This window comes from Orrella dioscoreae, from assembly GCF_900089455.2.
GTDB classification, from domain to species: domain Bacteria; phylum Pseudomonadota; class Gammaproteobacteria; order Burkholderiales; family Burkholderiaceae_B; genus Orrella; species Orrella dioscoreae.
Genome location: NZ_LT907988.1, coordinates 2,770,800 through 2,793,482, shown reverse-complemented (window position 1 = coordinate 2,793,482; position 22,683 = coordinate 2,770,800). Strand labels below are relative to the sequence as shown.

The window sequence follows — 22,683 nt, the reverse complement described above, 5'->3', positions numbered from 1 at the left end:
TCCCTTCTTGTGCGTGTGATCAGGGGCGGCCGGCCGCCGCTTGGGCGGGACCGGGAACGATTTCGTACCAGGGGCTGGTTTCCTGCGAAGTGGCCTGCACCGAGACCGTCAGGCGTCCGCCGCCGATCGACACGCGCGAGGCGGGCAGGGCGGCCATGCGCTTGCCCTGTCCGTCCAGCGGATAGACCTGCGCGGCGGTCCAGGGGGTGGGCCAACTGACGTCGGCGCGGTTGAGGGTCAGCCAGGGCTGGCCGGAACCGTTATGCGACCCCGAGGGGCGTTGCATGAACTGGGGGTCCGGCTCCAGCGTCCAGGAGTCCGAGCCCGACGGGTGCTTCACCATCTGCTTCGGGCGCGGCGGGAGCGAGCCTGGTTGCGTGCCCACCGTGCCGCTGCCCAACGACAGCAGCAGCTGTTGCGAGTCGGCCAGCGGCTTGTTGTCGGCGGCCGTCAGCAGGATGCTGGCGTGAGGCGCGGGGTCATTGCCGGTGAAGCGCGCGCCCAGCCCGTTGGCATCGGGCGAGGCCGGCGGGCGGCCAAACAGGCCCAGTACCTGGGGCGCCTGGATGCCAAGCACGCCTTGTGTCGGATCATAGGTCACCTCGCCGCCGGGCGAGCGCAGCGGCTGGGCCGGCGCCGCAGGCCGGGCGACAGGGGTGTCCTCGCTGGCGGAGGGATTCAGGGCGATGCGGCGGCTCCAGCCCATCGCTTCGACCACCCCGTGGCGCGCGGCCAGGTGTGCTTCCAACGCGTCGGGACGGCGCGACGCGGCCAGGGCGGCCTGCGTGCCGGCGGGCATGGGCAGGACCAGCGCTTCCTGGTTGGCGGGAATCCAGCCCGAACGGAAAAGGCGCGCGGCCTGGCCGATCAGCGCCACCTTGCCCCAGTCGCCGCGCAGCGCGAAGCTGCCCGGCACAGCCGGCCCGCGGCTGCCATCGGCGTAATCGAAGAAGAACAGGCCGTCCCAGTCCTGCAGCGCGGCGAAGGCCGCGGTGATCGGCACCAGTTCGGCGGCAGGCAGGCTGGGCAGGGGCTGGTTGAATTCGCTGACCACCAGCGGCTTGCGAACGTCGCGCCGCAAGGCCATGCCGGTCAGCAGGTCCATGTGCTTGCCGGTCAGCGACACGTTCCAGATGCGCCAGTCGCGCACGTCGCTGCTGCCGTTGATGAAGTGCGGATGGTCGACGTAGAAATGCTCGTCGGTGTAGTCCATCTCTTCATGCGAGACCAGGTTGAGGATGCCGCCGTAGCCCATCTGCGTGCCGGTGACGGGCACGGGGAAACCCGCCGCCTGGTGGATCACCTGGCGGATCTGCTTGTAATAGGCGCGGTCGGTGTCGGCAAGGAACAGCAGGAAATCGCGTGTGCGCAACGCCTTGCCCGAGGCCGGGTCGGAGGACGCATCGCGTCCGCCCACCCGTTGGCCGGAGAGCCGCAGCCATTGGGAGTCCAGCTTGTCGCGCAGCACCTGCAGGCCGCTTTCGGCGGCCTCGGCGTCTTCGGGCGTCAGCAGGATGACCTCGTCTGCCTTCTCGCAGGTGCGCCATGCGGCGCAGGCCTGCTCGACCGAGCCGTAGCGTTGCGCCAGCCAGGCCTTCCACAGGCGCAGCAGTTCCGGGCTGTATTGCTCGGGGACGGCGTCGCGCCATTCGCGACGCTGCCAGGCGGCCAGCAGCCCCGACTCATTGTTGATTTCCACCATGGCCAGCGCGGGATTGTTCGCCAGGCCCAGGCGCGCGATCGCCTCGCTGGCGAAACGCGCCTGCAGTTCCACCATGCGGGGGTAATACACCACGATGGGGCTGGCGATGGGCCGTGCCTGCTGGCTGGCGTCGAAGGCGGGCACCTTGTCCACGTCGGGACGGAACTGGTAGCCGACGCGCAGGTTCAGGTTGACGTAGATGCCTTCCTTGGCCAGCGCCTCGATGAAGCCGCGCAGCCGCGTCACGGCGGCGTCGTTGAAGCTGGGATAGGGGCCGGGCGTGAGGAGGCTGACGGGGGGATCGGTGGCCGTGCCGGGCGAGGTGTCCATGTGGTGCAGGCGCACGGCGTTGAACCCCTGGCGCTTGAGCCTGCGTGCGATGCCGGCGGCGTCTTCCGGCGCGGGAAAGTTCGCCGCGAAACTGAGGTTGATGCCGAAGAGGCGCAGCCGCTCGTCGTCGCTCGTGTTGATCCGGCCGTCCGGTCCGGCCTTGTGGAAGCGGGCATTCTTGATGAACATCCGCGAGCTGGCATCCAGCGGCTGGTTCAGGCTGGACTGGTCGGGTGCGCCGCCCAGTTGATCTTCATCGATGTCGTACCGGTAGTACGGCGTCTGCAGCGTGCCGGGCAGCGCCAGGGCGGCTTGCGCCATCGCGCCTGCGCTGGCGGCGAGTCCGGCAGCCAGGGCGGCTGCCTGGGCGAGTCGGCGTGCGGATGCGAGTGGGGCGAGCGTCATGTCTGGGGAACGGGCATGGGATACGGCCGGCTGGCCGGCTGGTGCCGGGCCACCAGGGCCGACAGCGCGATGGAAGAGAAGATGAGCAGGCAGTTCTGGAAGAGCACGCCGTTGAAGAACTGGCTTTCCGAGAAGTTGCTGATCAGGATCAGGATGAAGAAGGCCCAGTGGATGGCGGCCTGCTCCCTGTCGATGTGGCCGACCTTGAACAGTGTCACCGTGTGCCAGAGCAGGAAGGCGATGAAGAGGCCGAAACCGACGCCGCCCAGTTCATTGAGCAGGTCGATGTAGCCGTTGTGCGCCTGCAGCGGAATCCAGTTGACCGCGTCGATGATGTATTGCGATGGGCTGCCCACGTTCAGCCAGAACGCGCCGAAGCCGATGCCCTGCACCGGGTGGCGGGCCACGTCCAGCAGCACCATCTCCCACAGGTCGGTGCGGCCCGTCAGGTCGGGGCTCTTGTTCAGCAGCAGCAACAGGGGGCGGATGATCTCGTTCCAGGTTGGCAATCGGCCGGTCACCGTGAAGAAGATCTGCAGGAAGCCCAGTCCCACGATGGTCAGCGCCAGCGCCGCCATCAGCCGGGCATTGGGTCCGCCCAGGTAGCGCCGGCGCGCGAACAGATAGATGGCGATGCCCGTCATGGCCGAGATCAGCGCCGTGGAGCTGCGCGACATCACCAGCATCAGCAGCGTGAAGAGCAGGGCCGGGATGCCGATGCGCCAATCGGTGTCCTTGTTGCACAGCCGGTTGACCCAGGTGAGCACGGCAAAGCAGGCGACGCCGCCCAGGGTGTTCTTGTGCCACAGGATGCCGCGCCAGCCGCCTTCGCGCAGCGGGTCGACGCCGATCTTGGGAATGACCAGCACCATGATGAACGACGCCACGAGCAGGGCCGTCAGCGTGCGGCACAGCACCCGGATGAAGTGCCGGTCCTGCACGAAGGGCAGCGTCAGCGTGATACCCACCAGCATCAAGCCCACCAGCTGGATCGAGCGTTTGACCGTCACGGCCGGATAGGGGGACCAGAGGACAGTGGCGGCGGCCCACAGCACGATCAGCAGCAGGAAAGGATTGACCCGTCGCACGATCTGCGCCGCCCAGGCGCTGTGGCGCCAGACCAGCCAGGCGGCCAGCAGGAAGGCGGGGCCGAACATCAGCTGCATCAGGATGGAGCCTTCGGCATAGCTGGCGTCGGCCTCGGTGTTGTCGCTGAAGAGGTCGATCGTGCGCAGGGCGGGAAAGCCCAGGCAGATCGCGATCAGCAGGGACACGCCGGCCAGCTCCAGCCTTTCCAGGCTGGTGAGGGGTCTACTGTTTAGCGTATTCACGATAGCGGTGTCCGATCAGGGCGCCCAGCTTGCCCAACTGGGCGCAAGCGGTGCGCAGCCAACGCGCGGCGCCGGCCCGGGAGAACGGCAGGTTCAGCAGGGCGAGCCCGCCCGCGACCACGAGTTGCACGCACGCCCGGGCGCCGAGCCAGGCCGCGCGCTGGTAACGCCGCACGCCGTGCAGCCGGGTGATCTCGGCGCGCACGAAGCTCTGTCCGCCGCGGTAGGCGCGGCGCAGGATCCATTTCAGCTTGGCGCGCTGGACAGGCACGTCCTCGGTGACGAGGCCTTCCTCGCACCAGACGGTCTTGGCGCCTTGCCTTTCCAATTCCCAGAACAGCATGGTGTCCGAACCGCCGGTCACGCCGAAAGCCGGGTCGAAGGGGCCGGGCAGGCCGGCGATGGCGGCGCGCCGCAGCAGGGTGTTGCCGGAATAGGCCTGGCTGTAGCCCAGGCGCGTGCCGGTGGGGCGGCTGGGCGCGGCGAAGAAGCCGCCTTGCTTGATCCATTCGGCCACGCCAGCCGGATAGCGCGGCCCGACCGGGCCGATCACGGCATCGGCATCGTTGGCGCGTTGCGTGGCCATCATGTGCTGGACCCAGTCGGGTTCGGGCGACTCATCGTCGTCGATGAACAGGATGAACTCGCCTTGCGATTTGCGCACTGCCGCGTTGCGGGCAAGCGCGATGTTGGGCGTGGGCTCCTGGTCGCTGTGCAGCGGAATCGGCATGCGCGTGCGCCAGCTGTCGACCACGGCCAGACCGGAGCCCGCGGCATCGTTGTCCACCACCACGATCTCGGCGCGCAGCCCGTCGTAGTTCTGGCGCGCCAGCTCGGCCAGCAGCTGGTCGAGCAGCGCGGGCCGGCGGAACGTGCAGAGGCAGATGCTGATGTCCATGGCGGTCTCAGTGTCGGTGGCGTGTCTTCGGGATGAAGACGGCCCAGATCAGCAGGGCGGTAAGGGCTTCCACAAGGATGAGGGTGCCGATCGCGCCCGCCTGGCCAAAGCGCGGAATGGCGAAGACGATGACGCACAGCGTGGCGACGAGGCCGGCGAAGGCAGCGACCAGCAGCGGGCGGTAGCCGTCGGCGCCCAGCATCACCACCGTGCCCACGGTGCGGATGGCGAACACGGCGAAATAGGCTGCCCACCAGGGCACCAGCCAGCCCACCGCGCTGTATTCGTGGCCCAGCAGATGTGTCTGCAGCCAGGGCAGCGCCAGCCACAGCACGGCGACGTAGGCAGCCGCCAGCGCCAGCAGCCCGCCGATGGAGGCCAGGGCCAGGCGCGTGACGCCCCGATGATTGTACGCGGCCTGCATCCGGCTGACGGTGGGCAGCGCCACGCGCGACCAGGCCACCACGCTGAGCAGGATGGGCATGAGGAGCAGGCGCGAAGCGTTGAGGTCGGCGGTGGCGGCGGCGCCCAGCCAGTAGGCGGTCAGGAACAGATAGCCGTAGTTCACGACCCAGGAGGACATGGCGCCCGGCCAGCCCAGCCTGCCGCGCTCCCAGATGACGGCAAGCAGCGAGCGGTATTCGGCCCTGGGCGGCGGCGCAGGCAGCACGGGGCCGGCGGGATACAGCAGGCTGGCGGCGCTGGCCAGCGCGAGCGCCGCCAGGGCCATCGGCAGGGTCAGCGTCGTGAGCAGGGCGGGAATGGCGACCCCGGCAATCAGCGCGACGCCATAGGTCACGTCCATGCGCAGCACCGCCATCGGCTGGCCAGCCAGGAAGTGCAGGCCGCGGCGGAATTCGCGCAGGGTGTTCAGGTGCAGGTAGATGCCGAACGCGGCGGCCAGCAGCAAGGGCTGCGGCAGGTCCAGGACCAGGGCGACCCCCAGCGTGACGGCCGCGAAGAACAGCGCCATCCCGGCCGTCACGCGGCGCTGGAAATGCGCCAGGCAGGCGATGATCCGCGCGCGCTCGTCCTCGGCCTTGCCCGGCACCACCGTGTTCAGCGGATTGATGATGGAGGCTTCCACCATCGACACGACGAACAGCGCCACGACATACAACTGGGCGTAGGTGCCGTAGGCATCCTTGGTCGTCAGGCGGATCAGCGCCAGGCCCAGCAGCAGGTTCAACCCGCTCAGCCAGGCCTGGTCCAGCAGAGACGTCAGGGAATGCAGCAGCAGACGCCGGCGGGCGGGCGGATGCTCGGGGCTCAGCGGCGCCATGGTCGCAGCAGGCTGCGGCGGCGTTCGCGGCTGCTGGCCGGATCGAATGCGTTATAGACGCTGCCCACCATGCGGGTGCCCGCGGTCTGCATCATGGCAAGCGTCTGGTGGATGTCGTCGAGCCGGGTGGCATCCTGTTTGGCGACCAGCACGCAGCCATCGGCCTGGCGGGCGATCACCTGCGCGTCCGACGACTGGTTGGCGGCGGGCGTGTCCAGGATGAACACGTCGAAGTCGGGTTCCAGGCGCTGGATGATGTTGCGCAGTACCGGTTCGGCCAGGATTTCCAGCGGATTGGGCGGCTGCGGCCCGCTTTGCAGCAGGCTGAGCAGCGGGAAGCCCGGCACGGGCTCGCCCGGCGTCAGCGGCGAGCGGCCCGCCAGGATGGACGACAGCCCCGCCCCCACGCCGGGCGCCAGGCCGAACATGTCGTGCTGGCCCGAGGCGCGCAGATTGGCGTTGATGAGCAGGGTGCGCTGGCCGGATTGCGAAAACGCGATGGCCAGGCTGGCGGCCAGGTAGCTTTTGCCTTCGCCCTCGTTGGGGCTGACGATGGCGATGGAGCGGCTGCTGCCCGCGCGGCCGGGGCCGGCCTGTTCGGCGGTCTGCATCTGCAGGTTCGAGCGGACCTGGCGGATGGCCTCGGCTTCCGGGCTGAAGGGCGCGCTGGCAATGGCCAGGCGCACCGTCATGCCGGGGTTGGGCGTGAGCGCGGTGGCGTAGTTGAACTGCTGGGCCAGCACGCGCTGGACGTCCTGCTCGGACAGGAAGCCCAGTTGCACGGCAGCCTCGCCGAAGCGGATGCGCGCGCTCTGCTGGCGGGCGACCACCTGCTCGACCTGCTCGGCCGTGAGCAGGCCGGCGCTGATGAAGCGCTCGCCCATCTTGTCGGGCGGCTTGCCGCCCGGATTGGGCTGGCCCTGGCCTTCCGCCTGGGCCAGGTTCTGGTTGGCCAGCCTGGAAAGAAGGGAAGGCTGTGTCATGCTTTGGCGGCCTTGGGAGGGAGGGGCGGGGCGCCGATGCGTCCGAGCAGCGGCATGCCGATGCCACGCACCAGGTCGTCGGTGCAGCGCACGCGGCGCTGGCGCAGTTCCAGCAGCAGGGCCAGGCACAGCGCCAGGATGGCGCCCACGGGCACGCTGGCGACCACGCTGCTGATCGTGCGCGGGCTGGCATGCGTGCTGGGGGCCTCGGCGGCCCGCAGCACGGTGACGTTGCCCAGGTTGATGTTGCTGGCCATCAGCAGGCCGTCGTACTTCTGCAGCGCGGCGTGATAGATCTGCTCGACGCTGGCCAGCTGGCGCTGATAGACGGCGATCCGGTCGTAGTGCAGCTTCTGTTCCAGCACGCGGCTGCGCTGCGTTTCCAGTGCGCCCTGCAAGGCTTCCTGCTGGGCCTTCAGGCGCTCGACCTCGGCCTGCTGCGAGTCCAGCGCGCCCTTGGCGGCCCGGTTGATGCGGCCAACCAGGTCATTGCGTTCCTGTTGCAGGCCGCGGATGCGCGGGTGGTTGACGCCCAGCGAGCCACGGACGTCGCCCATGACGCGATCCGTGTCGACCAGCGAGGATTTCAGTGCGGCGATGGCGGCCAGTTGGGCGACGTTGGGCAGTTCGTCCGGGCGCACGCCGGACGCCAGCAGGCGTTGGGTGGCGGCGTTGCGCGCCTCGGCTTCCTGCTGCGCGTTCTGCAGCGTCAGCAGGGCAGCCGTCATCTGCTCCAGGCGCTTGACCTCCAGGTCGTCGCTTTCCTTGTCATTGAAGATGCCGTGCTCGCGCTGGTACTGCGTGAGCTTGTCCTGCAGCTGGTCGGCCTCGGTGCGCAACTGCTCCAGTTGCGCGTTGTACTGCTCGGTGCGCGAGCGGGCGGCGGAAGACGAAATGGCCTGGCTCATCTCCAGGTAGGCGCGCACGATGGCGTTGGTGATGTCGCGGGCCTGCGTCGGGGAGGGGGCCGAGAACGACACGGCCAGCACCCGGTTGCCGCGGCCGCTGGTGACCTGCGTGTTGCGCGACAGCGTCTCCAGCAGTTTCTCGCGGGCACGCACCTCGCCCAGGCTGCGCAGGTCCTTCTGGTATTGCTCCTGCTGTCGCAGGCCGAGCGCCTCGATGACGCGCTCGGCCACGGCCTGGCTGCGGATCATCTCGATCTGGGTCTGCATGTAGCTTTCGTCCAGCCCGGGCGAAAAACCGCGGTTGGCAAGAGGGTCGTTGTCGCGCGAGTCGATGTACAGGTCCGACACGGCGACCCAGGTGCGCGGCAGCAGCATCACGATGGCCAGCGTCACCAGCATGACGGCCGCAATGGTGCGCAGAACCAGCGTCTTGCGGGCCATGATCATGGCCAGGATCTGGTTCAGCGAGAAAAGGCCGTTGTCGGCGGCGTATTGCGGGGTCACGGTCAATGTGGTCTCGAGAAAGGCCTCGGAGGCATTCTACTTGCAGTCCTTCACGGTTACCTCGCAAATTCGCGGCCAAAATGGCGGTTGTCCCCATTCTGGACCCGGCGGGCGGGAACAGGTGCCGGCTGGGCGGAAGTCTTGCCACAGCGATATGTTGCGTCGCCGCAAAGACACATTGTGTCATGTGGCCTTGGGTCAGGCCCGGCGCGCTAGGCATAATCAAAGCCATGACAGGAGCGCGCGCCATCGTGGCGTCCGTTCCCGGCGCCGGTCCCCTGGGCCGGGCGCCCACCGACGCGAGACCGACATGGCCCAAACCCTCTACGACAAGCTCTGGGACGCCCACGTGGTGAGCCAGGAATCCGATGGCACCTGTCTGGTGTACATCGACCGTCACCTCCTTCACGAGGTGACCAGCCCGCAGGCCTTCGAGGGCCTGGCCCTGGCCGGCCGCAAACCCTGGCGCATCAACGCCAACCTGGCCGTCGCTGACCACAACGTGCCCACGCGCGGCCGGGCCCAGGGCATCGACGATCCCATTTCCAAGCTCCAGGTCGACACCCTGGACGCCAACTGCGAGAAGTTCGGCGTGACCGAATTCCGCATGAACGACCTGCGCCAGGGCATCGTGCACGTGATCGGGCCGGAGCAGGGCGCGACGCTGCCCGGCATGACGGTGGTCTGTGGCGACTCGCACACCAGCACCCACGGCGCCGTCGGCGCGCTGGCCTTCGGCATCGGCACCTCCGAGGTCGAGCACGTGCTGGCCACCCAGACGCTGATCATGAAGAAGAGCAAGAGCCTGCTCATCCGCGTCGAGGGTGAACTGCCTTTCGGCTGTTCGGCCAAGGACGTCGCCCTGCACGTCATCGGCGTGATCGGCACGGCGGGCGGCAACGGCACGGCCATCGAATTCGCGGGCAGCACCATCCGCGGGCTGTCCGTCGAGGGCCGCATGACCCTGTGCAACATGTCCATCGAGGCAGGCGCCCGGTCGGGCATGGTGGCGGTCGACGACAAGACCATCGAATACTTCCGCGGCCGCCCCTATTCGCCGACCGGCGTGCTGTGGGACCAGGCCGTGGCCTACTGGCGCACGCTGCGCTCGGATGAAGGCGCGAAGTTCGACCGCGTGGTCGAGATCGACGCGCGCGATATCCAGCCGCAGGTGTCCTGGGGCACCTCGCCCGAAATGGTGCTGCCCGTGGACGGCCGCGTGCCGGATCCCGACAGGGAAAAGGATGACGTGCGCCGCAGCGGCATGGTGCGCGCCCTGGAATACATGGGCCTGACGCCCAACACCCCGCTGGTGGACATCAAGGTCGACCGCGTCTTCATCGGTTCCTGCACCAACTCGCGCATCGAGGACCTGCGCGCGGCTGCCGCGGTGGCGCGTGGCAAGCGCGTGGCTGCCAACGTGCGCCAGGCCATGGTCGTGCCGGGCTCGGGCCTGGTCAAGCAGCAGGCCGAGCGCGAAGGCCTGGACCGCATCTTCCTGGACGCCGGCTTCGAATGGCGCGAGCCGGGCTGCTCGATGTGCCTGGCCATGAACGCCGACCGCCTCGAGCCGGGCGAGCGCTGCGCCTCCACTTCCAATCGCAATTTCGAGGGTCGGCAAGGCCAGGGCGGCCGTACGCACCTGGTCAGCCCCGCCATGGCGGCCGCCGCTGCCGTGGCCGGCCATTTCGTCGACGTCCGAACCTTCCGGTGATCCACTATGCAAGCATTTACCCATCATGAAGGCCTGGTCGCGCCGCTCGATCGCGAGAACGTCGACACCGACCTGATCATCCCCAAGCAATTCCTGAAGTCCATCAAGCGCACGGGTTTCGGCCCGAACCTGTTCGATGAGCTGCGCTACCTGGACCACGGCGAGCCCGGCATGGACAACAGCCGCCGTCCGCTGAACCCGGATTTCGTGCTGAACCAGCCGCGCTATGCCGGCGCGTCGATCCTGCTGGCGCGCAAGAACTTCGGCTGCGGCTCCAGCCGCGAGCACGCGCCGTGGGCGCTGACGCAGTACGGCTTCCGGGCCATCCTGGCGCCGTCCTTCGCCGACATCTTCTTCAACAACAGCTTCAAGAACGGCCTGCTGCCCATCGTGCTGTCCGAGCTCGACATTGCGCGCCTGTTCGACGAGGTCAAGGCCTTCCCCGGCTACAAGCTGAATGTCGACCTGGAGCGCCAGGTCGTGATCAAGGCCGATGGCGCCGAGCTGCCTTTCGATATCGAGCCGTTCCGCAAGTACTGTCTGCTCAACGGCTTCGACGACATCGGCCTGACCCTGCGCCAGTCCGACAAGATCCGCGCCTTCGAAGCCGAGCGCCTGGCCCGCCACCCCTGGCTGGACGCCCGTCCTCTGGGCTAAAGGGCAGGCAGCGACCTAGGCTCGCGCCTTCTTTTCTCAAAATTTTGCCAGGATGTTTCCCTGATGACCCACAAGATTGCAGTCCTTCCCGGCGACGGTATCGGCCCCGAGATCGTCGAGCAGGCCGTGCGCGTGCTGCGCGCGCTGGACCAGCCTTTCCAGATCGACGAAGCCAAGGTCGGCGGCGCGGCCTTCGATGCCTTCGAGCACCCGCTGCCCCCGGCCACCCTGGCGCTGGCCAAGGCCTCGTCGGCGGTGCTGTTCGGCGCCGTCGGCGACTGGAAGTACGACAGCCTGCCGCGCGAATTCCGTCCCGAGCAGGCCATCCTGGGACTGCGCCGCGAAATGGGTCTCTTCGCCAACTTCCGCCCGGCCATCCTGTATCCGGAGCTGGCCAATGCCTCGTCGCTGAAGCCGGAAGTCGTGGCGGGCCTGGACATCCTGATCCTGCGCGAACTGACCGGCGACATCTATTTCGGCAAGCCGCGCGGCGTGCGCACGGCCGAGGACGGCCCCTTCAAGGGCGAGCGCGAAGGCTACGACACCATGCGCTACGCCGAGCCCGAGGTGCGCCGCATCGCCCACCTGGCCTTCCAGGCCGCGATGAAGCGCAACAAGCGCCTGTGCAGCGTGGACAAGGCCAATGTGCTGGAAACCTCGCAGTTCTGGCGGGACATCGTCATCGAGGTCAGCCAGGAATATCCGGACGTCGCGCTGTCGCACATGTACGTCGACAACGCGGCCATGCAACTGGTGCGCGCCCCGCGCGAGTTCGACGTGATCGTCACCGGCAACCTGTTCGGCGACATCCTCTCGGACGAGGCCTCGATGCTGACCGGCTCCATCGGCATGCTGCCCTCGGCATCGCTGAACGCGGCCGGGCAGGGCCTGTACGAGCCCAGCCACGGCTCGGCCCCGGACATCGCAGGCAAGAACATCGCCAACCCGCTGGCGACCATCCTGTCGGCCGCCATGCTGCTGCGCTACTCGCTGGACCTGTCGCCGCTGGCCGACAGGATCGAGGGGGCGGTGCGCAAGGTGCTGGCCGACGGCCTGCGCACGGCGGACATTTTCGAAGACGGCACCACCAAGGTGTCCACCTCGGAAATGGGCGACGCGGTGCTGAAAGCGTTGCGCTAGCACCCCGCTTCAGGCCTGGAAAGGGCGTCGGAAGGGGGAATTCCCCCCTCCGGCGCCGTTTTTTTTGAGGTTCTGATAAATTGTTGTTCTTTCTCCACGAATTTTTTTCACAATCCAGACGTAAGGCATAACGATGGCGCAAGCAGTAGGCTTGGTCGGCTGGCGCGGCATGGTGGGCTCGGTCCTCATGCAGCGCATGCGCGACGAAAATGATTTCTCCCTGATCGAACCGGTCTTCTTCTCCACCAGCAACGCTGGCGGGAAAGCGCCGGCCTGGGCCGAGGGCGCGGGCCCGCTGCAGGACGCCCACGACATCGAGAGCCTCAAGAAGCTGCCCATCATCCTGACCGCCCAAGGCGGCGACTACACCACGGCCGTCTACGGCAAGCTGCGTGAAGCCGGCTGGCAGGGCATCTGGATCGACGCGGCCAGCACGCTGCGCATGGCCGACGACGCCATCATCGTGCTGGATCCGGTCAACCGTTCCGTCATCGACGCGGCGCTGTCGCGCGGCGTGAAGAACTTCGTCGGCGGCAACTGCACGGTCAGCTGCATGCTGATGGGCCTGGCCGGCCTGTTCCACCAGGACCTGGTGGAGTGGATGACCAGCATGACCTACCAGGCCGCCTCGGGCGGCGGCGCGCAGCACATGCGCGAGCTGCTGACGCAGTTCGGCCAGATCAACGCCGAAGTGCGTGGCCTCTTGGATGATCCGGCCTCGGCCATCCTGGAAATCGACCGTGGCGTGCTGGCCCTGCAGCAGGGCGGCCAACTGCCCGCCGAACACTTCGGCGTGCCGCTCGCCGGCAACCTGATTCCCTGGATCGACAAGGACCTGGGCAACGGCGTCTCGCGCGAAGAGTGGAAGGCAGGCGTCGAAACCAACAAGATCCTGGGCCGCGGCGACGCCTTCGGCACGCCCGCCACGCCCATCGACGGCCTGTGCGTGCGTATCGGCGCCATGCGCTGCCACAGCCAGGCGCTGACCATCAAGCTCAAGCGCGACGTGCCGCTCGATGAAATCGAGGACATCCTGCGCCAGGGCACGTCGTGGGCCAAGGTCATCCCCAACACGCGCGAAGCATCCATGCGCGACCTGACCCCGGTGGCCGTGACCGGCACGCTGGACATTCCGGTCGGCCGCCTGCGCAAGCTGGAAATGGGCCCGAGCTACCTCAGCGCCTTCACGGTGGGCGACCAGCTGCTGTGGGGCGCGGCGGAGCCGCTGCGCCGCATGCTGCGCATCGCGCTGGGCGAGCAGGTGTAAGCGTCCGCGCACATGCCGCGCCCGGGTCATTCGCAAGAAAACCCGGGCGCAGTCTTATCCGGACCCAGGCCTTGCGGCACGGGTTCATGTTTTTTCGGCTTTTCTGGCCCCATTCCACCTTGTTGCCTCTGGAACCCCAGGATATGACCCGCTCCGATCGTCGTGCTCCCTCTCTTGCCCACTCCCGCCGCCTGGCCTTGGGCGCCGCATTGGCTTGCGCCGGCATTTTCGGCGGGACGGCCCAGGCCGCCGATATCGGCCATTCCCGGCTGGTGTCGGCGCCGGGCGCGCCCTTGCAGGTGCTGGTGCCCGTGCGGGGCATGAGCACGGACGAGGCTGCCAGCCTCAAGGCCGCCATTGCGCCGCTGTCCGCCTGGAGCGAGGTCAACCTGGCGCCCCCCGTGGCGTTGAAGGGACTGCGCGTGCTGGTCGAGCCGGGCCGCAAGCCCGATGAACGCCAATTGCGTATCGTGGGCGCGGCGGCGCCTGCCGGCCAGGTGGTGGACCTGCTGCTGGATGTGAGCACGGCCTCCGGCCAGCGCCGTGTCCAGGTCAGCCTGCTGGTGCCCTCGGGCGCAACGCCTGCCGTGTCGCCCGCCGTGGTGGCGCCCCAGTCGGCGGCGCCTGCGCCTGCAGCCGCAGGGCCGCTTGCGGGGGCGGCAGCCACGCGCGAGATCCAGCGCGGCGACACGCTTTTCGCCATCGCGCGCGCAAATCCGGTGGAAGGCGCGGGGGTCCTGCAGGTGCTCGTGGCGCTGTGGCAGGCCAATCCGGACGCCTTCATCGGCAACAACATGAACCTGCTGCGCACGGGTGCGTCGCTCACGCTGCCGGATGCCGCCGCGGTGCGCGCCGTCGATCCGCGTGAAGCCAGCCGGATCTATCAGCAGCAGGTCGAGGCATTCAATCGCGGTCGTGGCGCCGGCCGGGCCGGGCAGGGTGGCGACGCCGGATCCGGCAAGGTGGGTTCGGCCGATGCGACGGTAAGTGTCCAGCCTGCGCAGGGCCAGGACCGGGTGCGGCTGTCGGCGGCGGATGCCGCGGCTGACGAAAGTGCCTCCTCGGGCAAGGCCATCGACGAGGCTGGCGGCCGCGTCGACACCTTGCAGCGCAACGTCGATCAGTTGAAGCAGGCCCTGGGCGAGAACGGCGCGGCGGCGGGTGCGCAGGCTGGTCCGGATGGAGAGCAGGCTCGCAATGGCGGCGCCAGTGGCTCGGGCGATGCCGCGAACGCTTCTTCCGCATCCGGCTCGGGCGAGTCCGTGGCCCAGGCTGGGACTGCCGAAACGAATGGTGCCGGCGCGGCGACGGCGGGCGGGAATGGCGCGTCCGCCGCGGCGCCGGGGGCGGCGGAATCCGGCCAGGCGGCCTCGCCTGCCCAGGGCGGCGGCGCCCCCAATGCAAATGCAGGGTCGGGCACGGCGGCGCCGGGCGGCACGGCAGGGGCAGGCGCGACGCCGCCCGCCACGTCGGGCGGCAACGGCGCAGCGGCCGGCAATGGCGCGGCCAGCGGCGCTTCTTCGAATGGCGCCCCCGGCGGCTCGGCCAACGGCCTTTCCTCGCCTTCCTTGCCGGCTCCCGGTGCCGGCAGCACGAGCGGTGCCGCGCCGGTCACGCCTGCCACGCCCGACGCCGCCCAGACCGCGCCGCGCGGCAACTGGTGGTCCGAGAACCTGCTGGCCATCGTCACGGGTGTCCTGGCCCTTATCGCCTTCATCATCGCGTGGGCGATGCGCCGTGCGGGCGCGCGGCAGGATGACGACGGCTTCGATAACGAGGACGACGAAGCCTATGATCCCGACCGTCATGGCGTCGCCCAGGCGGCATTCCAGGACAAGCTGCAGCGCATCGACCTCGAGCTGGACGACCGCCGTCCGCCGCCGGACGAGCGCCGCTAGGCCGGCTGCTCCGGCCTGGGGCGCCTCGGGCTGGTTTCTCTTTCTCTCGACACAGGTTTTCCGCCATGCCCCGCATTGCCCTGGGCCTCTCGTACGACGGCTCGGCCTGGCAGGGCTGGCAAACCCAGCCCCACGGCCAGACCGTGCAGGACAGCCTGCATGCCGCGCTGGCCCAATTCACGGGGGCGCCCATGCAGGTCATGTGCGCCGGCCGCACCGACACCGGCGTGCATGCCGCCATGCAGGTGGTCCACCTGGACACCGCGCTGGACCGGCGCATGGAATCCTGGGTGCGGGGGCTGAACCGCTATCTGCCGGACAGCATCGGCATCCAGTGGGCGCAGCCTGTCGATGACAGCTTCCACGCCCGCTTTTCCGCCACGGCGCGCGCCTACACCTATCTGCTGTGGAACGAGCGCGCACCCGTGCCGCTGTGGCAGGGCCGGGCGGGCTGGTGCTTCCAGCCGCTGGAGGTCGATGCCATGCGCGACGCCGCGACGGCCTTGCTGGGCGAGCAGGACTTCAGCAGCTTCCGCTCCTCGCAATGCCAGGCGGCGCATCCGGTGCGTGTCATGCACCGGCTGGACATCACGCGGCACGGTTCGCTGATCGTCTTCCAGCTGCGCGCCAATGCCTTCCTGCACCACATGGTGCGCAACATCGTCGGGCAGTTACTGCAGATCGGGCAGGGCAGGCAGCCCGTGTCCTTCATGGGCGAGTTGCTTGCCTTGCGCGACCGCCGCCGTGCCGCGCCGACCTTCGCGCCCGACGGGCTGTACCTGACTGCCGTCGAATATCCCGAGCACTTCGGCCTGCCCTCGACGGATGGCTCGCGCTTCCTGCCCTGGGCGGTCTAGGCGTTTCTCGCCGGCGCTTCGCTTGATCCCGGTTCGACCTTCCTCACGGCTTTGCAAGCGAACGCATCAGTTGTCCGCAGGTGTTAGCCGCGTGTGCCATTGCAAGTGCGCAGGGGTACCATGAGCCTTCGTATTGAAGGAGGACTCACAATGAGCGTACAGGTGAATGTCACGATCGAACCCACGGCGGGCGGCACATACAAGGCCCGTGTCGACGTGGGCGGCCTGGTCAACGCGGAAAGCGGCAAGCCCGAAGCGCAGGTACTGCACACCAACGAATACGACACGCCGGACGAGGCGCGCCGAGCCGGAGAGAAGCTGGCACAGGGCATCAATGCGCGGCACGAGCCGCCACAAGGCGCCTGAGTACCCCGCCCGGCCTTGCAAGCGCGGTATCGAAGGACAGGGCCGGAAAAGAAAAAAGCCGCGAAGTCCAAAGGGCTTCGCGGCTTTTTTTGCACTGGCTTGATGGGTCTTATGCGTCTTGCATGACGCTTCAAGCCCCTGCAGACATTTTGGTAGGCGGTATTGGAATCGAACCAACGACCTCCACGATGTCAACGTGGCGCTCTAACCAGCTGAGCTAACCGCCTGCAGAGAAACGAGATTCTAATATGGAAAATCAGGGCTTGTCAAACGCGTGACGAAAAAATGTCAGGAAGGGTGTAGCGGGCGGACGCGCACCCGCCTGCATCACCCCGCCAGCGCCGTCAGCCGGGCATCCGCGGCGCGTACTGCGGCAACGAATTCCTGGATGCGCCCGGCCGACTTGATGCCCGGCGCGCTTTCCACGCCGCTGCTGACGTCAACCGCCCACGGGCGCACGTGCATGGCGGCCGCTTCCACGTTCTCGGCCTTCAGGCCGCCAGACAGCACGACGGCACGGCGCTTCGTGGCCGGCACGCCGTTGAGCAGCGTGTGGTCGAAGGCGAGGCCGCTGCCGCCATAGCCGGAGCTGTAGCTGTCGAAGAGCCAGCCTTGCGCCCCGGCATACTGCTCGCAGGCCTGCGCGATGTCGTCCTGCGTCTGCAGCGTGGGGCCGCCCACGCGGAACGCGCGCAGGTAAGGGTGTGCGTAGCGTTCGCACGCCTCGGGCGTTTCGTCGCCATGGAACTGCAGCAGGTCCGGGCCGACCTCGTCCAGCACCCGTTGCACGTCGTCGGGCGAGGGGTTGACGAAGAGGGCCACCACGCTGACGAAGGAGGGCGCCAGGCGCCGCAGGCGCGCGGCCTGGGCCACGTCCACGCAGCGCTTGCTGCCTGCATAGAAGACCATGCCCAAGGCATCGGCGCCGGCGTCGGCGGCCGCCAGCAGGTCGTCTTCGCGGGTCAGGCCGCAGATCTTGATTCGGGTTCTCATCCGGGAATTGTAGCGACGGGGGATGGGCTCGCAAGGATGGCCGCATTCCCGGCAGGGGCTTGCCGCTGGCGGCTGCGAGGCGCCAGGCGTAAGCTGGGCGCCTTCCCGGCAATCAGGCCGTCATTCCTGTCTTTTCGCGCGTGTCCCCATGCACAAGTTCCTGCCCATCGGCCTGCTCGTCCTGTCCAATGTCTTCATGACCTTCGCCTGGTATGGGCACCTGAAGTTTCCCAACAGTCCGCTTGCCAAGGTCATTTTCATCAGCTGGATGATCGCGCTGGTGGAGTACTGCCTGGCCGTGCCGGCCAACCGCCTGGGGCATGCGGTCTATAGCGCCGCCGAGCTGAAGACCATGCAGGAGGTCATCACGCTGGTGGTGTTCGCGGTGTTCTCGGTCTTCTACCTGAAGGAAAGCCTCACGCTGAACCATGCCGTGGGCTTTGCCTTCATTGCGCTGGGCGCATTTTTCGTCTTCAAGGGGCCGCTCTGATGTTGAGCCGCCCCGTCGTGCCTCAGGGCAGATGCGTGCGCGCGTGCTTGGCGTCGGGTTTGGGCTTGACGCTGTCGGCCCAGTTGTCGTTGTTCCTGCCGTCCACCCGGGGCTGTCCGTAATTGCGGGCTTCGTCCGGCGTGTCCGCCGTGGGCTTGGGCGGCAGGCGGGGCACCTCGACCGGGCTGCTGGGCGGCAGGATCTTGCCTTGCAGCGCGGACGTGCCGGCGGCCTGGATGGCGTTGCCCGAGCCTGAGGAGCCGCCCGTCGCGGGCTTCTTGATGGCCTCGGGGCGGGGCGGCGGCGCGTCCGGGCCCGTGGGGTCGCCCGGCGCGGGCGCGGGTTCGGGGCGCGGATCGCCGGGGCTCTTCAGCGGATCCTGGCTGTGCGTCGTCTTGGGCATGGGTCTCTCCTGGCAGGGCACGTCGTCGGCCAGGCGCCTGGCGAGGCAGGCGCCGGCGCGGCGCGCAAGGGGTGGAAACTACTTCATGGTAGTGGCGGCACGCCGGAAAGTCCGCGAGCTACCTTGTCCGGATGCAAGGGGATATTGCGCGCCGACGCCCGTCACGCACTGTCGGCGTGGCGCCACGCATGACGAAGCGCGGCGGGGAAGGGTGATACACTCCAAGGATTGGTGGGGTCCATCAAGACACCTTGGCAGCGTGTTTTTCGCGCTGCCGCGTGATCACCCCGACATGTGCGTCACCGCATTTTCACGAATACCCGCATGATGCTTGCTACTCGAACTACGACTGGAAGTCCTCGCCCCTAGCCGCGTTGGTTTCGTCGTGTTCGGCCGCACGCAAGTGCGCAGCAAACTCCAGTCAACCCGATCAACGCGGCCACCAGGGCCGCGTTTTTCTTTTGCATCGTTTACTTTCAGCACTTCAGGATGGCTTCAATGGTACAGATCACCCTGCCCGACGGTTCGCAGCGTGAGTTTCCCGGTCCGGTGACCGTGGCCGAGGTGGCGCAGTCCATCGGCACGGGCCTGGCGCGCGCCGCGCTGGGCGGACGCGTCACGCAGGCGGGCGGCGAGCCCCGGCTGGTCGACACGTCCTATCGCATCGAGCAGGACGTGCAACTGGGCATCGTGACGGCCAAGGATGCCGACGGCCTGGACCTGATCCGCCATTCGACGGCCCACTTGCTGGCCTACGCCGTGAAGGAGCTGTTCCCCGACGCCCAGGTCACCATCGGCCCGGTCATCGACAACGGGTTCTACTACGACTTTTCGTACAAGCGTCCCTTCACGCCCGAAGACCTCCAGGCCATCGAGAAGAAGATGGCCGAGCTCGCCAAGAAGGACGAGCAGGTCACGCGTGAAGAATGGCGCCGCGACGACGCGGTCACGTTCTTCAAGGGCATCGGCGAGGACTACAAGGCAGAGATCATTTCCTCGATCCCGCAGGACCAGATCATCAGCCTGTACCGCGAAGGCAAGTTCATCGACCTGTGCCGCGGCCCGCACGTGCCGTCCACGGGCAAGCTGAAGGTCTTCAAGTTGATGAAGGTGGCCGGCGCCTACTGGCGCGGCGACAGCAACAACGAGATGCTCCAGCGCATCTACGGCACGGCCTGGGCGACCAAGGAAGACCAGGACGCCTACCTGCACATGCTGGAGGAGGCCGAGCGCCGCGACCACCGCAAGCTGGGCCGCGAACTGGATCTCTTCCACATGCAGGAAGAAGGCCCGGGCCTGATCTTCTGGCATCCCAAGGGCTGGACCCTGTGGCAGCAGGTCGAGCAGTACATGCGCGCGGTCTTCCGCGACAACGGCTACCAGGAGGTCAAGGCGCCGCAGATCCTGGACCTTTCGCTGTGGAAGAAGACCGGCCACTGGGACAATTACCGCGAGAACATGTTCACGACGGAGTCCGAGAACCGCGTCTATGGCCTGAAGCCCATGAACTGTCCGGGCCACGTGCAGATCTTCAATGCCGGCCTGCATTCCTATCGCGACCTGCCGCTGCGCTATGGCGAGTTCGGCCAGTGCCATCGCAACGAACCCTCGGGTTCGCTGCACGGCATGATGCGCGTGCGCGGCTTCACGCAGGACGACGGCCACGTCTTCTGTACCGAAGACCAGCTGCAGGACGAGTGCGCGGCCTTCACGGCGCTGCTCCAGAAGGTCTATGCCGATTTCGGCTTCACCGACGTGCTGTACAAGGTGGCCACGCGTCCTGAAAAACGGATCGGCGACGACGCGGTCTGGGACAAGGCCGAAGAGGCGCTGATGGAAAGCCTGCGCCGCACCGGCTGCGAGTTCGAGATCTCCCCGGGCGAGGGCGCGTTCTATGGCCCCAAGATCGAATACACGCTGAAGGACGCCATCGGCCGTCATTGGCAGTGCGGCACGATCCAGGTCGATTTCTCCATGCCCGTGCGCCTGGGCGCCGAGTATGTGGACGCCAACGACCAGCGCCGCGCGCCCGTCATGCTGCACCGTGCGATCCTGGGTTCGCTCGAGCGTTTCATCGGCATGCTGATCGAAAATCACGCCGGCGCCATGCCTTCCTGGCTGGCTCCGGTGCAGGCAGTTGTGTGTTGTATTTCCGAACCTGCCGCTGATTATGCTGAAGAAATTGCGCAAAGCCTGAAAAAACAAGGCTTTAGGGTCGAGTCTGATTTGCGCGGTGAAAAAATCACTTATAAAATCCGAGAGCACAGTCTGCAGAAGGTGCCGTACATTCTGGTCGTGGGCGAAAAAGAACGCCAGGCCGGTGCGGTGGCCGTCCGCGGGCGCGGCGGTCTTGACCTGGGCGTCATGCCCCTGGCTGATTTCTCGGCCAGGCTCGCCCAGGAGGTCGCCGAACGCCGCGGACAACCTTCTCCGCAGCCGCCTTCCCAGCAGTAAGATCTGCTCAATATTTAGGAGTCGTCAACATCGCAACCGAAAAGCCCAATCGCATCAATGGTGAAATCCGTGTTCCCGAGGTGCGCCTCATAGGTCTGGACGGTGAACAGCTCGGTATCGTGAAGATCGCCGATGCGTTCCGCCTGTCCGAACAAGCCGACGTCGATCTGGTCGAGATCGCGCCCAATGCCGAGCCGCCCGTCTGCCGCTTGATGGACTACGGCAAGTTCAAGTACCAGGAACAGAAACGCCAGGCCGAAGCCCGCGGCAAGCAGAAGATCATCCAGGTCAAGGAAGTGAAGTTCCGTCCGGCCACGGATGAGGGCGATTACCAGGTCAAGCTGCGCAACCTGCGCCGCTTCCTGGAAGAGGGCGACAAGGCGAAGGTGACGTTGCGGTTCCGCGGTCGCGAAATGGCTCACCAGGAGCTGGGCATGCGCGTGCTGGAGCGCGTGCGTGACGACCTGACCGAGCTGTGCCAGGTCGAAGCCATGCCCAAGCTCGAAGGCCGCCAGATGGTGATGGTGCTGGCCCCGCGCAAGAAGGCAGCGCCCGCCGGCGGCGGCAAGCCGTCCGACGCCGCCTGACCCGCTGGCCGGACACTCGCCGTACACGTGCCGCGCTCCGCTTAGGCTGGGCGCGGCTTTTCTTTTTTTCGGTTCCCGTGCGCGCTGCGGGAACGCCAGGTTGATTGCAGGTTGCACATGCACGTCCTCTTCATCATCGATCCGCTGCCGCGTCTGAAGGCCTACAAGGACAGTTCCGTGGCCATGATGCGCGGCCTGGTGGCGCGTGGCCACACGCTGTCCTATGCGCTGCAGGGCGACCTCTATGCCGAGGACGGCAAGGTGCTGGCCGCGGCCACGGGCTTCTCGCTGGTCGAGGGCGCGGACCTGCACGGCCATGACTGGTGGCGCGAGTCGGGCGAGCGCAACGACGTGCCGCTCGAGGCTTTCGACGCCGTGGTCATGCGCAAGGACCCGCCGTTCGACATGGAATACGTCTACGCCACGCACCTGCTGGAATACGGCCAGGCGCAGGGCGCCAACGTGTTCAACGCGGGCAGCGCCATCCGCAATCATCCCGAGAAGCTCGCCATCACCGAGTTCTCCGAGTTCGCCGCGCCCACGCTGGTCACGCGCGACATGGCGCGCCTGAAGGCATTCCACGCCCGCCACGGCGACGTCATCGTCAAGCCGCTGGACGGCATGGGCGGCACGGGCATCTTCCGCCTGCGGACGCAGGAGCCGAACCTGAACGCCATTCTCGAAACGCTGACCGATGACGGCACGCGCAGCATCATGGCGCAGCGCTACATCCCCGAGATCACGCAGGGCGACAAGCGCATCCTGATCATCGGCGGCGTGCCGGTGCCGTATGCCCTGGCGCGCATTCCCATGGCGGGTGAAACGCGCGGCAACCTGGCCGCCGGCGGCCGGGGCGTGGCGCAGAAGCTGTCGGCGCGCGACGAGCAGATCGCGCGCGCCATCGGTCCCAAGCTGGCTGCGCGCGGCCTGCTGCTGGTGGGCCTGGACGTGATCGGCGACTACGTCACCGAGATCAACGTCACCAGCCCCACCTGCTTCGTGGAAATCACCGAGCAGACCGATTTCGACGTCGCCGCCATGTTCGCCGAGGCGCTCGAACGCGCGGTGGACCGGGGAGCCGTCGCATGATCGGCCTCGTTCTCGTCATGCACGAGCCCTTGGGCGGTGCGCTGGCCAATTGCGCCGGCCACGTCATGGGACCGGCGCTGGAGCTGGCCGTGTGCGACATCCATGCCGACCAAGACGTCGAGGCCGATGCCGCACGCGTGGTTGCCGCCATCGAGGCCGCGAACAAGGGGCAGGGCGTGCTGGTGCTGACGGACATGGTGGGAGCGACGCCCTCGAACATCGCCACCCGCGCCGTCGAGACCGCGCGCGCCGATGGCGTGCCCTGTAGCCTCGCGGCGGGCGTGAACCTGCCGATGCTGCTGCGGGCGCTGAACTATCGTGACCGGCCGCTGGCCGAAGTGCTCGAACGGGCGCTTTCGGGCGCGTCGCAAGCGGTCCTGTGCGTCGATCGTTGACACGGCGCAAGCCTGCTCAACGCCGGAACT

20 protein-coding genes and 1 tRNA gene are annotated in these 22,683 nt (G+C 67.6%); 12 read left to right on the top strand and 9 right to left on the bottom strand.

Annotated features, from left to right (window positions below):
* Positions 1 to 19: 19 nt before the first annotated feature.
* Genes ODI_RS13070 through ODI_RS13045 form a run of 6 tightly spaced genes read right to left on the bottom strand, consistent with a single transcriptional unit; the run spans position 20 to position 8,343 of the window.
* Complete coding sequence (locus tag ODI_RS13070; protein ID WP_067758501.1) at positions 20 to 2,437, bottom strand: alpha-amylase family protein; 2,418 nt, start codon at positions 2,435 to 2,437, stop codon at positions 20 to 22.
* On the bottom strand, positions 2,434 to 3,768 hold the full coding sequence (locus ODI_RS13065; RefSeq protein ID WP_067758504.1) for an O-antigen ligase family protein: 1,335 nt from the start codon (positions 3,766 to 3,768) through the stop codon (positions 2,434 to 2,436). The genes ODI_RS13070 and ODI_RS13065 overlap by 4 nt, the downstream gene beginning before the upstream one ends.
* Positions 3,749 to 4,666, bottom strand: coding sequence for a glycosyltransferase family 2 protein (locus tag ODI_RS13060; protein WP_067758507.1), 918 nt, complete (start codon positions 4,664 to 4,666; stop codon positions 3,749 to 3,751). The genes ODI_RS13065 and ODI_RS13060 overlap by 20 nt, the downstream gene beginning before the upstream one ends.
* 7 nt (positions 4,667 to 4,673) lie before the next feature.
* Entirely contained in the window at positions 4,674 to 5,948 is a 1,275-nt protein-coding gene (locus tag ODI_RS13055) for a lipopolysaccharide biosynthesis protein (protein ID WP_067758510.1), read from the bottom strand.
* Positions 5,936 to 6,931, bottom strand: a complete 996-nt coding sequence (locus ODI_RS13050; RefSeq protein WP_067758513.1) for a polysaccharide biosynthesis tyrosine autokinase — start codon at positions 6,929 to 6,931, stop codon at positions 5,936 to 5,938. The genes ODI_RS13055 and ODI_RS13050 overlap by 13 nt, the downstream gene beginning before the upstream one ends.
* Positions 6,928 to 8,343 (bottom strand): GumC family protein, encoded by a 1,416-nt coding sequence (locus ODI_RS13045; RefSeq protein ID WP_231968263.1) that lies wholly within the window; start codon positions 8,341 to 8,343, stop codon positions 6,928 to 6,930. The genes ODI_RS13050 and ODI_RS13045 overlap by 4 nt, the downstream gene beginning before the upstream one ends.
* 310 nt (positions 8,344 to 8,653) lie before the next feature.
* Between ODI_RS13045 and leuC the strand changes: the two genes are divergently transcribed.
* The 7 genes from leuC (at position 8,654) to ODI_RS13010 (ending at position 16,242) form a co-directional block, all read left to right on the top strand.
* Complete coding sequence (leuC, locus tag ODI_RS13040) at positions 8,654 to 10,057, top strand: 3-isopropylmalate dehydratase large subunit (RefSeq protein WP_067758517.1); 1,404 nt, start codon at positions 8,654 to 8,656, stop codon at positions 10,055 to 10,057.
* A 6-nt stretch (positions 10,058 to 10,063) separates the two neighbouring features.
* On the top strand, positions 10,064 to 10,714 hold the full coding sequence (gene leuD / locus ODI_RS13035; RefSeq protein WP_067758520.1) for a 3-isopropylmalate dehydratase small subunit: 651 nt from the start codon (positions 10,064 to 10,066) through the stop codon (positions 10,712 to 10,714).
* A 63-nt stretch (positions 10,715 to 10,777) separates the two neighbouring features.
* Positions 10,778 to 11,854: a 3-isopropylmalate dehydrogenase gene (gene leuB / locus ODI_RS13030; RefSeq protein ID WP_067758523.1), complete on the top strand. Its 1,077-nt coding sequence runs from the start codon at positions 10,778 to 10,780 to the stop codon at positions 11,852 to 11,854.
* A 133-nt stretch (positions 11,855 to 11,987) separates the two neighbouring features.
* The gene (gene asd / locus ODI_RS13025; RefSeq protein ID WP_067758525.1) at positions 11,988 to 13,121 is read left to right on the top strand and encodes an aspartate-semialdehyde dehydrogenase; all 1,134 of its coding nucleotides are present in this window, start codon (positions 11,988 to 11,990) and stop codon (positions 13,119 to 13,121) included.
* Positions 13,122 to 13,264: 143 nt separating this feature from the next.
* Positions 13,265 to 15,019, top strand: coding sequence for a FimV/HubP family polar landmark protein (locus ODI_RS13020; protein WP_098020904.1), 1,755 nt, complete (start codon positions 13,265 to 13,267; stop codon positions 15,017 to 15,019).
* A 65-nt stretch (positions 15,020 to 15,084) separates the two neighbouring features.
* The gene (truA, locus tag ODI_RS13015; protein WP_067758533.1) at positions 15,085 to 15,876 is read left to right on the top strand and encodes a tRNA pseudouridine(38-40) synthase TruA; all 792 of its coding nucleotides are present in this window, start codon (positions 15,085 to 15,087) and stop codon (positions 15,874 to 15,876) included.
* A 150-nt stretch (positions 15,877 to 16,026) separates the two neighbouring features.
* The gene (locus ODI_RS13010) at positions 16,027 to 16,242 is read left to right on the top strand and encodes a hypothetical protein (protein ID WP_067758536.1); all 216 of its coding nucleotides are present in this window, start codon (positions 16,027 to 16,029) and stop codon (positions 16,240 to 16,242) included.
* 150 nt (positions 16,243 to 16,392) lie between these two features.
* Here ODI_RS13010 and ODI_RS13005 read toward each other — a convergent pair.
* Positions 16,393 to 16,469, bottom strand: a tRNA-Val gene (locus tag ODI_RS13005).
* Between the two features lie 100 nt (positions 16,470 to 16,569).
* Positions 16,570 to 17,235, bottom strand: a complete 666-nt coding sequence (locus ODI_RS13000; RefSeq protein ID WP_067758539.1) for a phosphoribosylanthranilate isomerase — start codon at positions 17,233 to 17,235, stop codon at positions 16,570 to 16,572.
* 148 nt (positions 17,236 to 17,383) lie between these two features.
* Between ODI_RS13000 and ODI_RS12995 the strand changes: the two genes are divergently transcribed.
* Positions 17,384 to 17,725: a DMT family protein gene (locus ODI_RS12995; RefSeq protein ID WP_067758542.1), complete on the top strand. Its 342-nt coding sequence runs from the start codon at positions 17,384 to 17,386 to the stop codon at positions 17,723 to 17,725.
* Positions 17,726 to 17,747: 22 nt separating this feature from the next.
* On the opposite strand, the gene ODI_RS12990 is transcribed toward ODI_RS12995, so the two are convergent.
* Positions 17,748 to 18,128: a hypothetical protein gene (locus tag ODI_RS12990; RefSeq protein ID WP_231968051.1), complete on the bottom strand. Its 381-nt coding sequence runs from the start codon at positions 18,126 to 18,128 to the stop codon at positions 17,748 to 17,750.
* A gap of 498 nt (positions 18,129 to 18,626) precedes the next feature.
* Here ODI_RS12990 and thrS point away from each other — a divergent pair, with 498 nt between their 5' ends.
* The 4 genes from thrS to ODI_RS12970 all read left to right on the top strand — a co-directional run bounded on the left by thrS (position 18,627) and on the right by ODI_RS12970 (position 22,653).
* On the top strand, positions 18,627 to 20,582 hold the full coding sequence (thrS, locus tag ODI_RS12985) for a threonine--tRNA ligase (protein ID WP_067758545.1): 1,956 nt from the start codon (positions 18,627 to 18,629) through the stop codon (positions 20,580 to 20,582).
* Positions 20,583 to 20,611: 29 nt separating this feature from the next.
* Positions 20,612 to 21,169, top strand: a complete 558-nt coding sequence (infC, locus tag ODI_RS12980; RefSeq protein WP_074046843.1) for a translation initiation factor IF-3 — start codon at positions 20,612 to 20,614, stop codon at positions 21,167 to 21,169.
* A gap of 117 nt (positions 21,170 to 21,286) precedes the next feature.
* Positions 21,287 to 22,258 carry a glutathione synthase gene (gene gshB / locus ODI_RS12975; RefSeq protein WP_067758551.1) on the top strand — a complete coding sequence of 324 codons (972 nt, stop codon included), beginning with the start codon at positions 21,287 to 21,289 and terminating at the stop codon, positions 22,256 to 22,258.
* Positions 22,255 to 22,653, top strand: a complete 399-nt coding sequence (locus tag ODI_RS12970; protein WP_067758554.1) for a PTS sugar transporter subunit IIA — start codon at positions 22,255 to 22,257, stop codon at positions 22,651 to 22,653. The genes gshB and ODI_RS12970 overlap by 4 nt, the downstream gene beginning before the upstream one ends.
* Positions 22,654 to 22,683 lie beyond the last annotated feature (30 nt).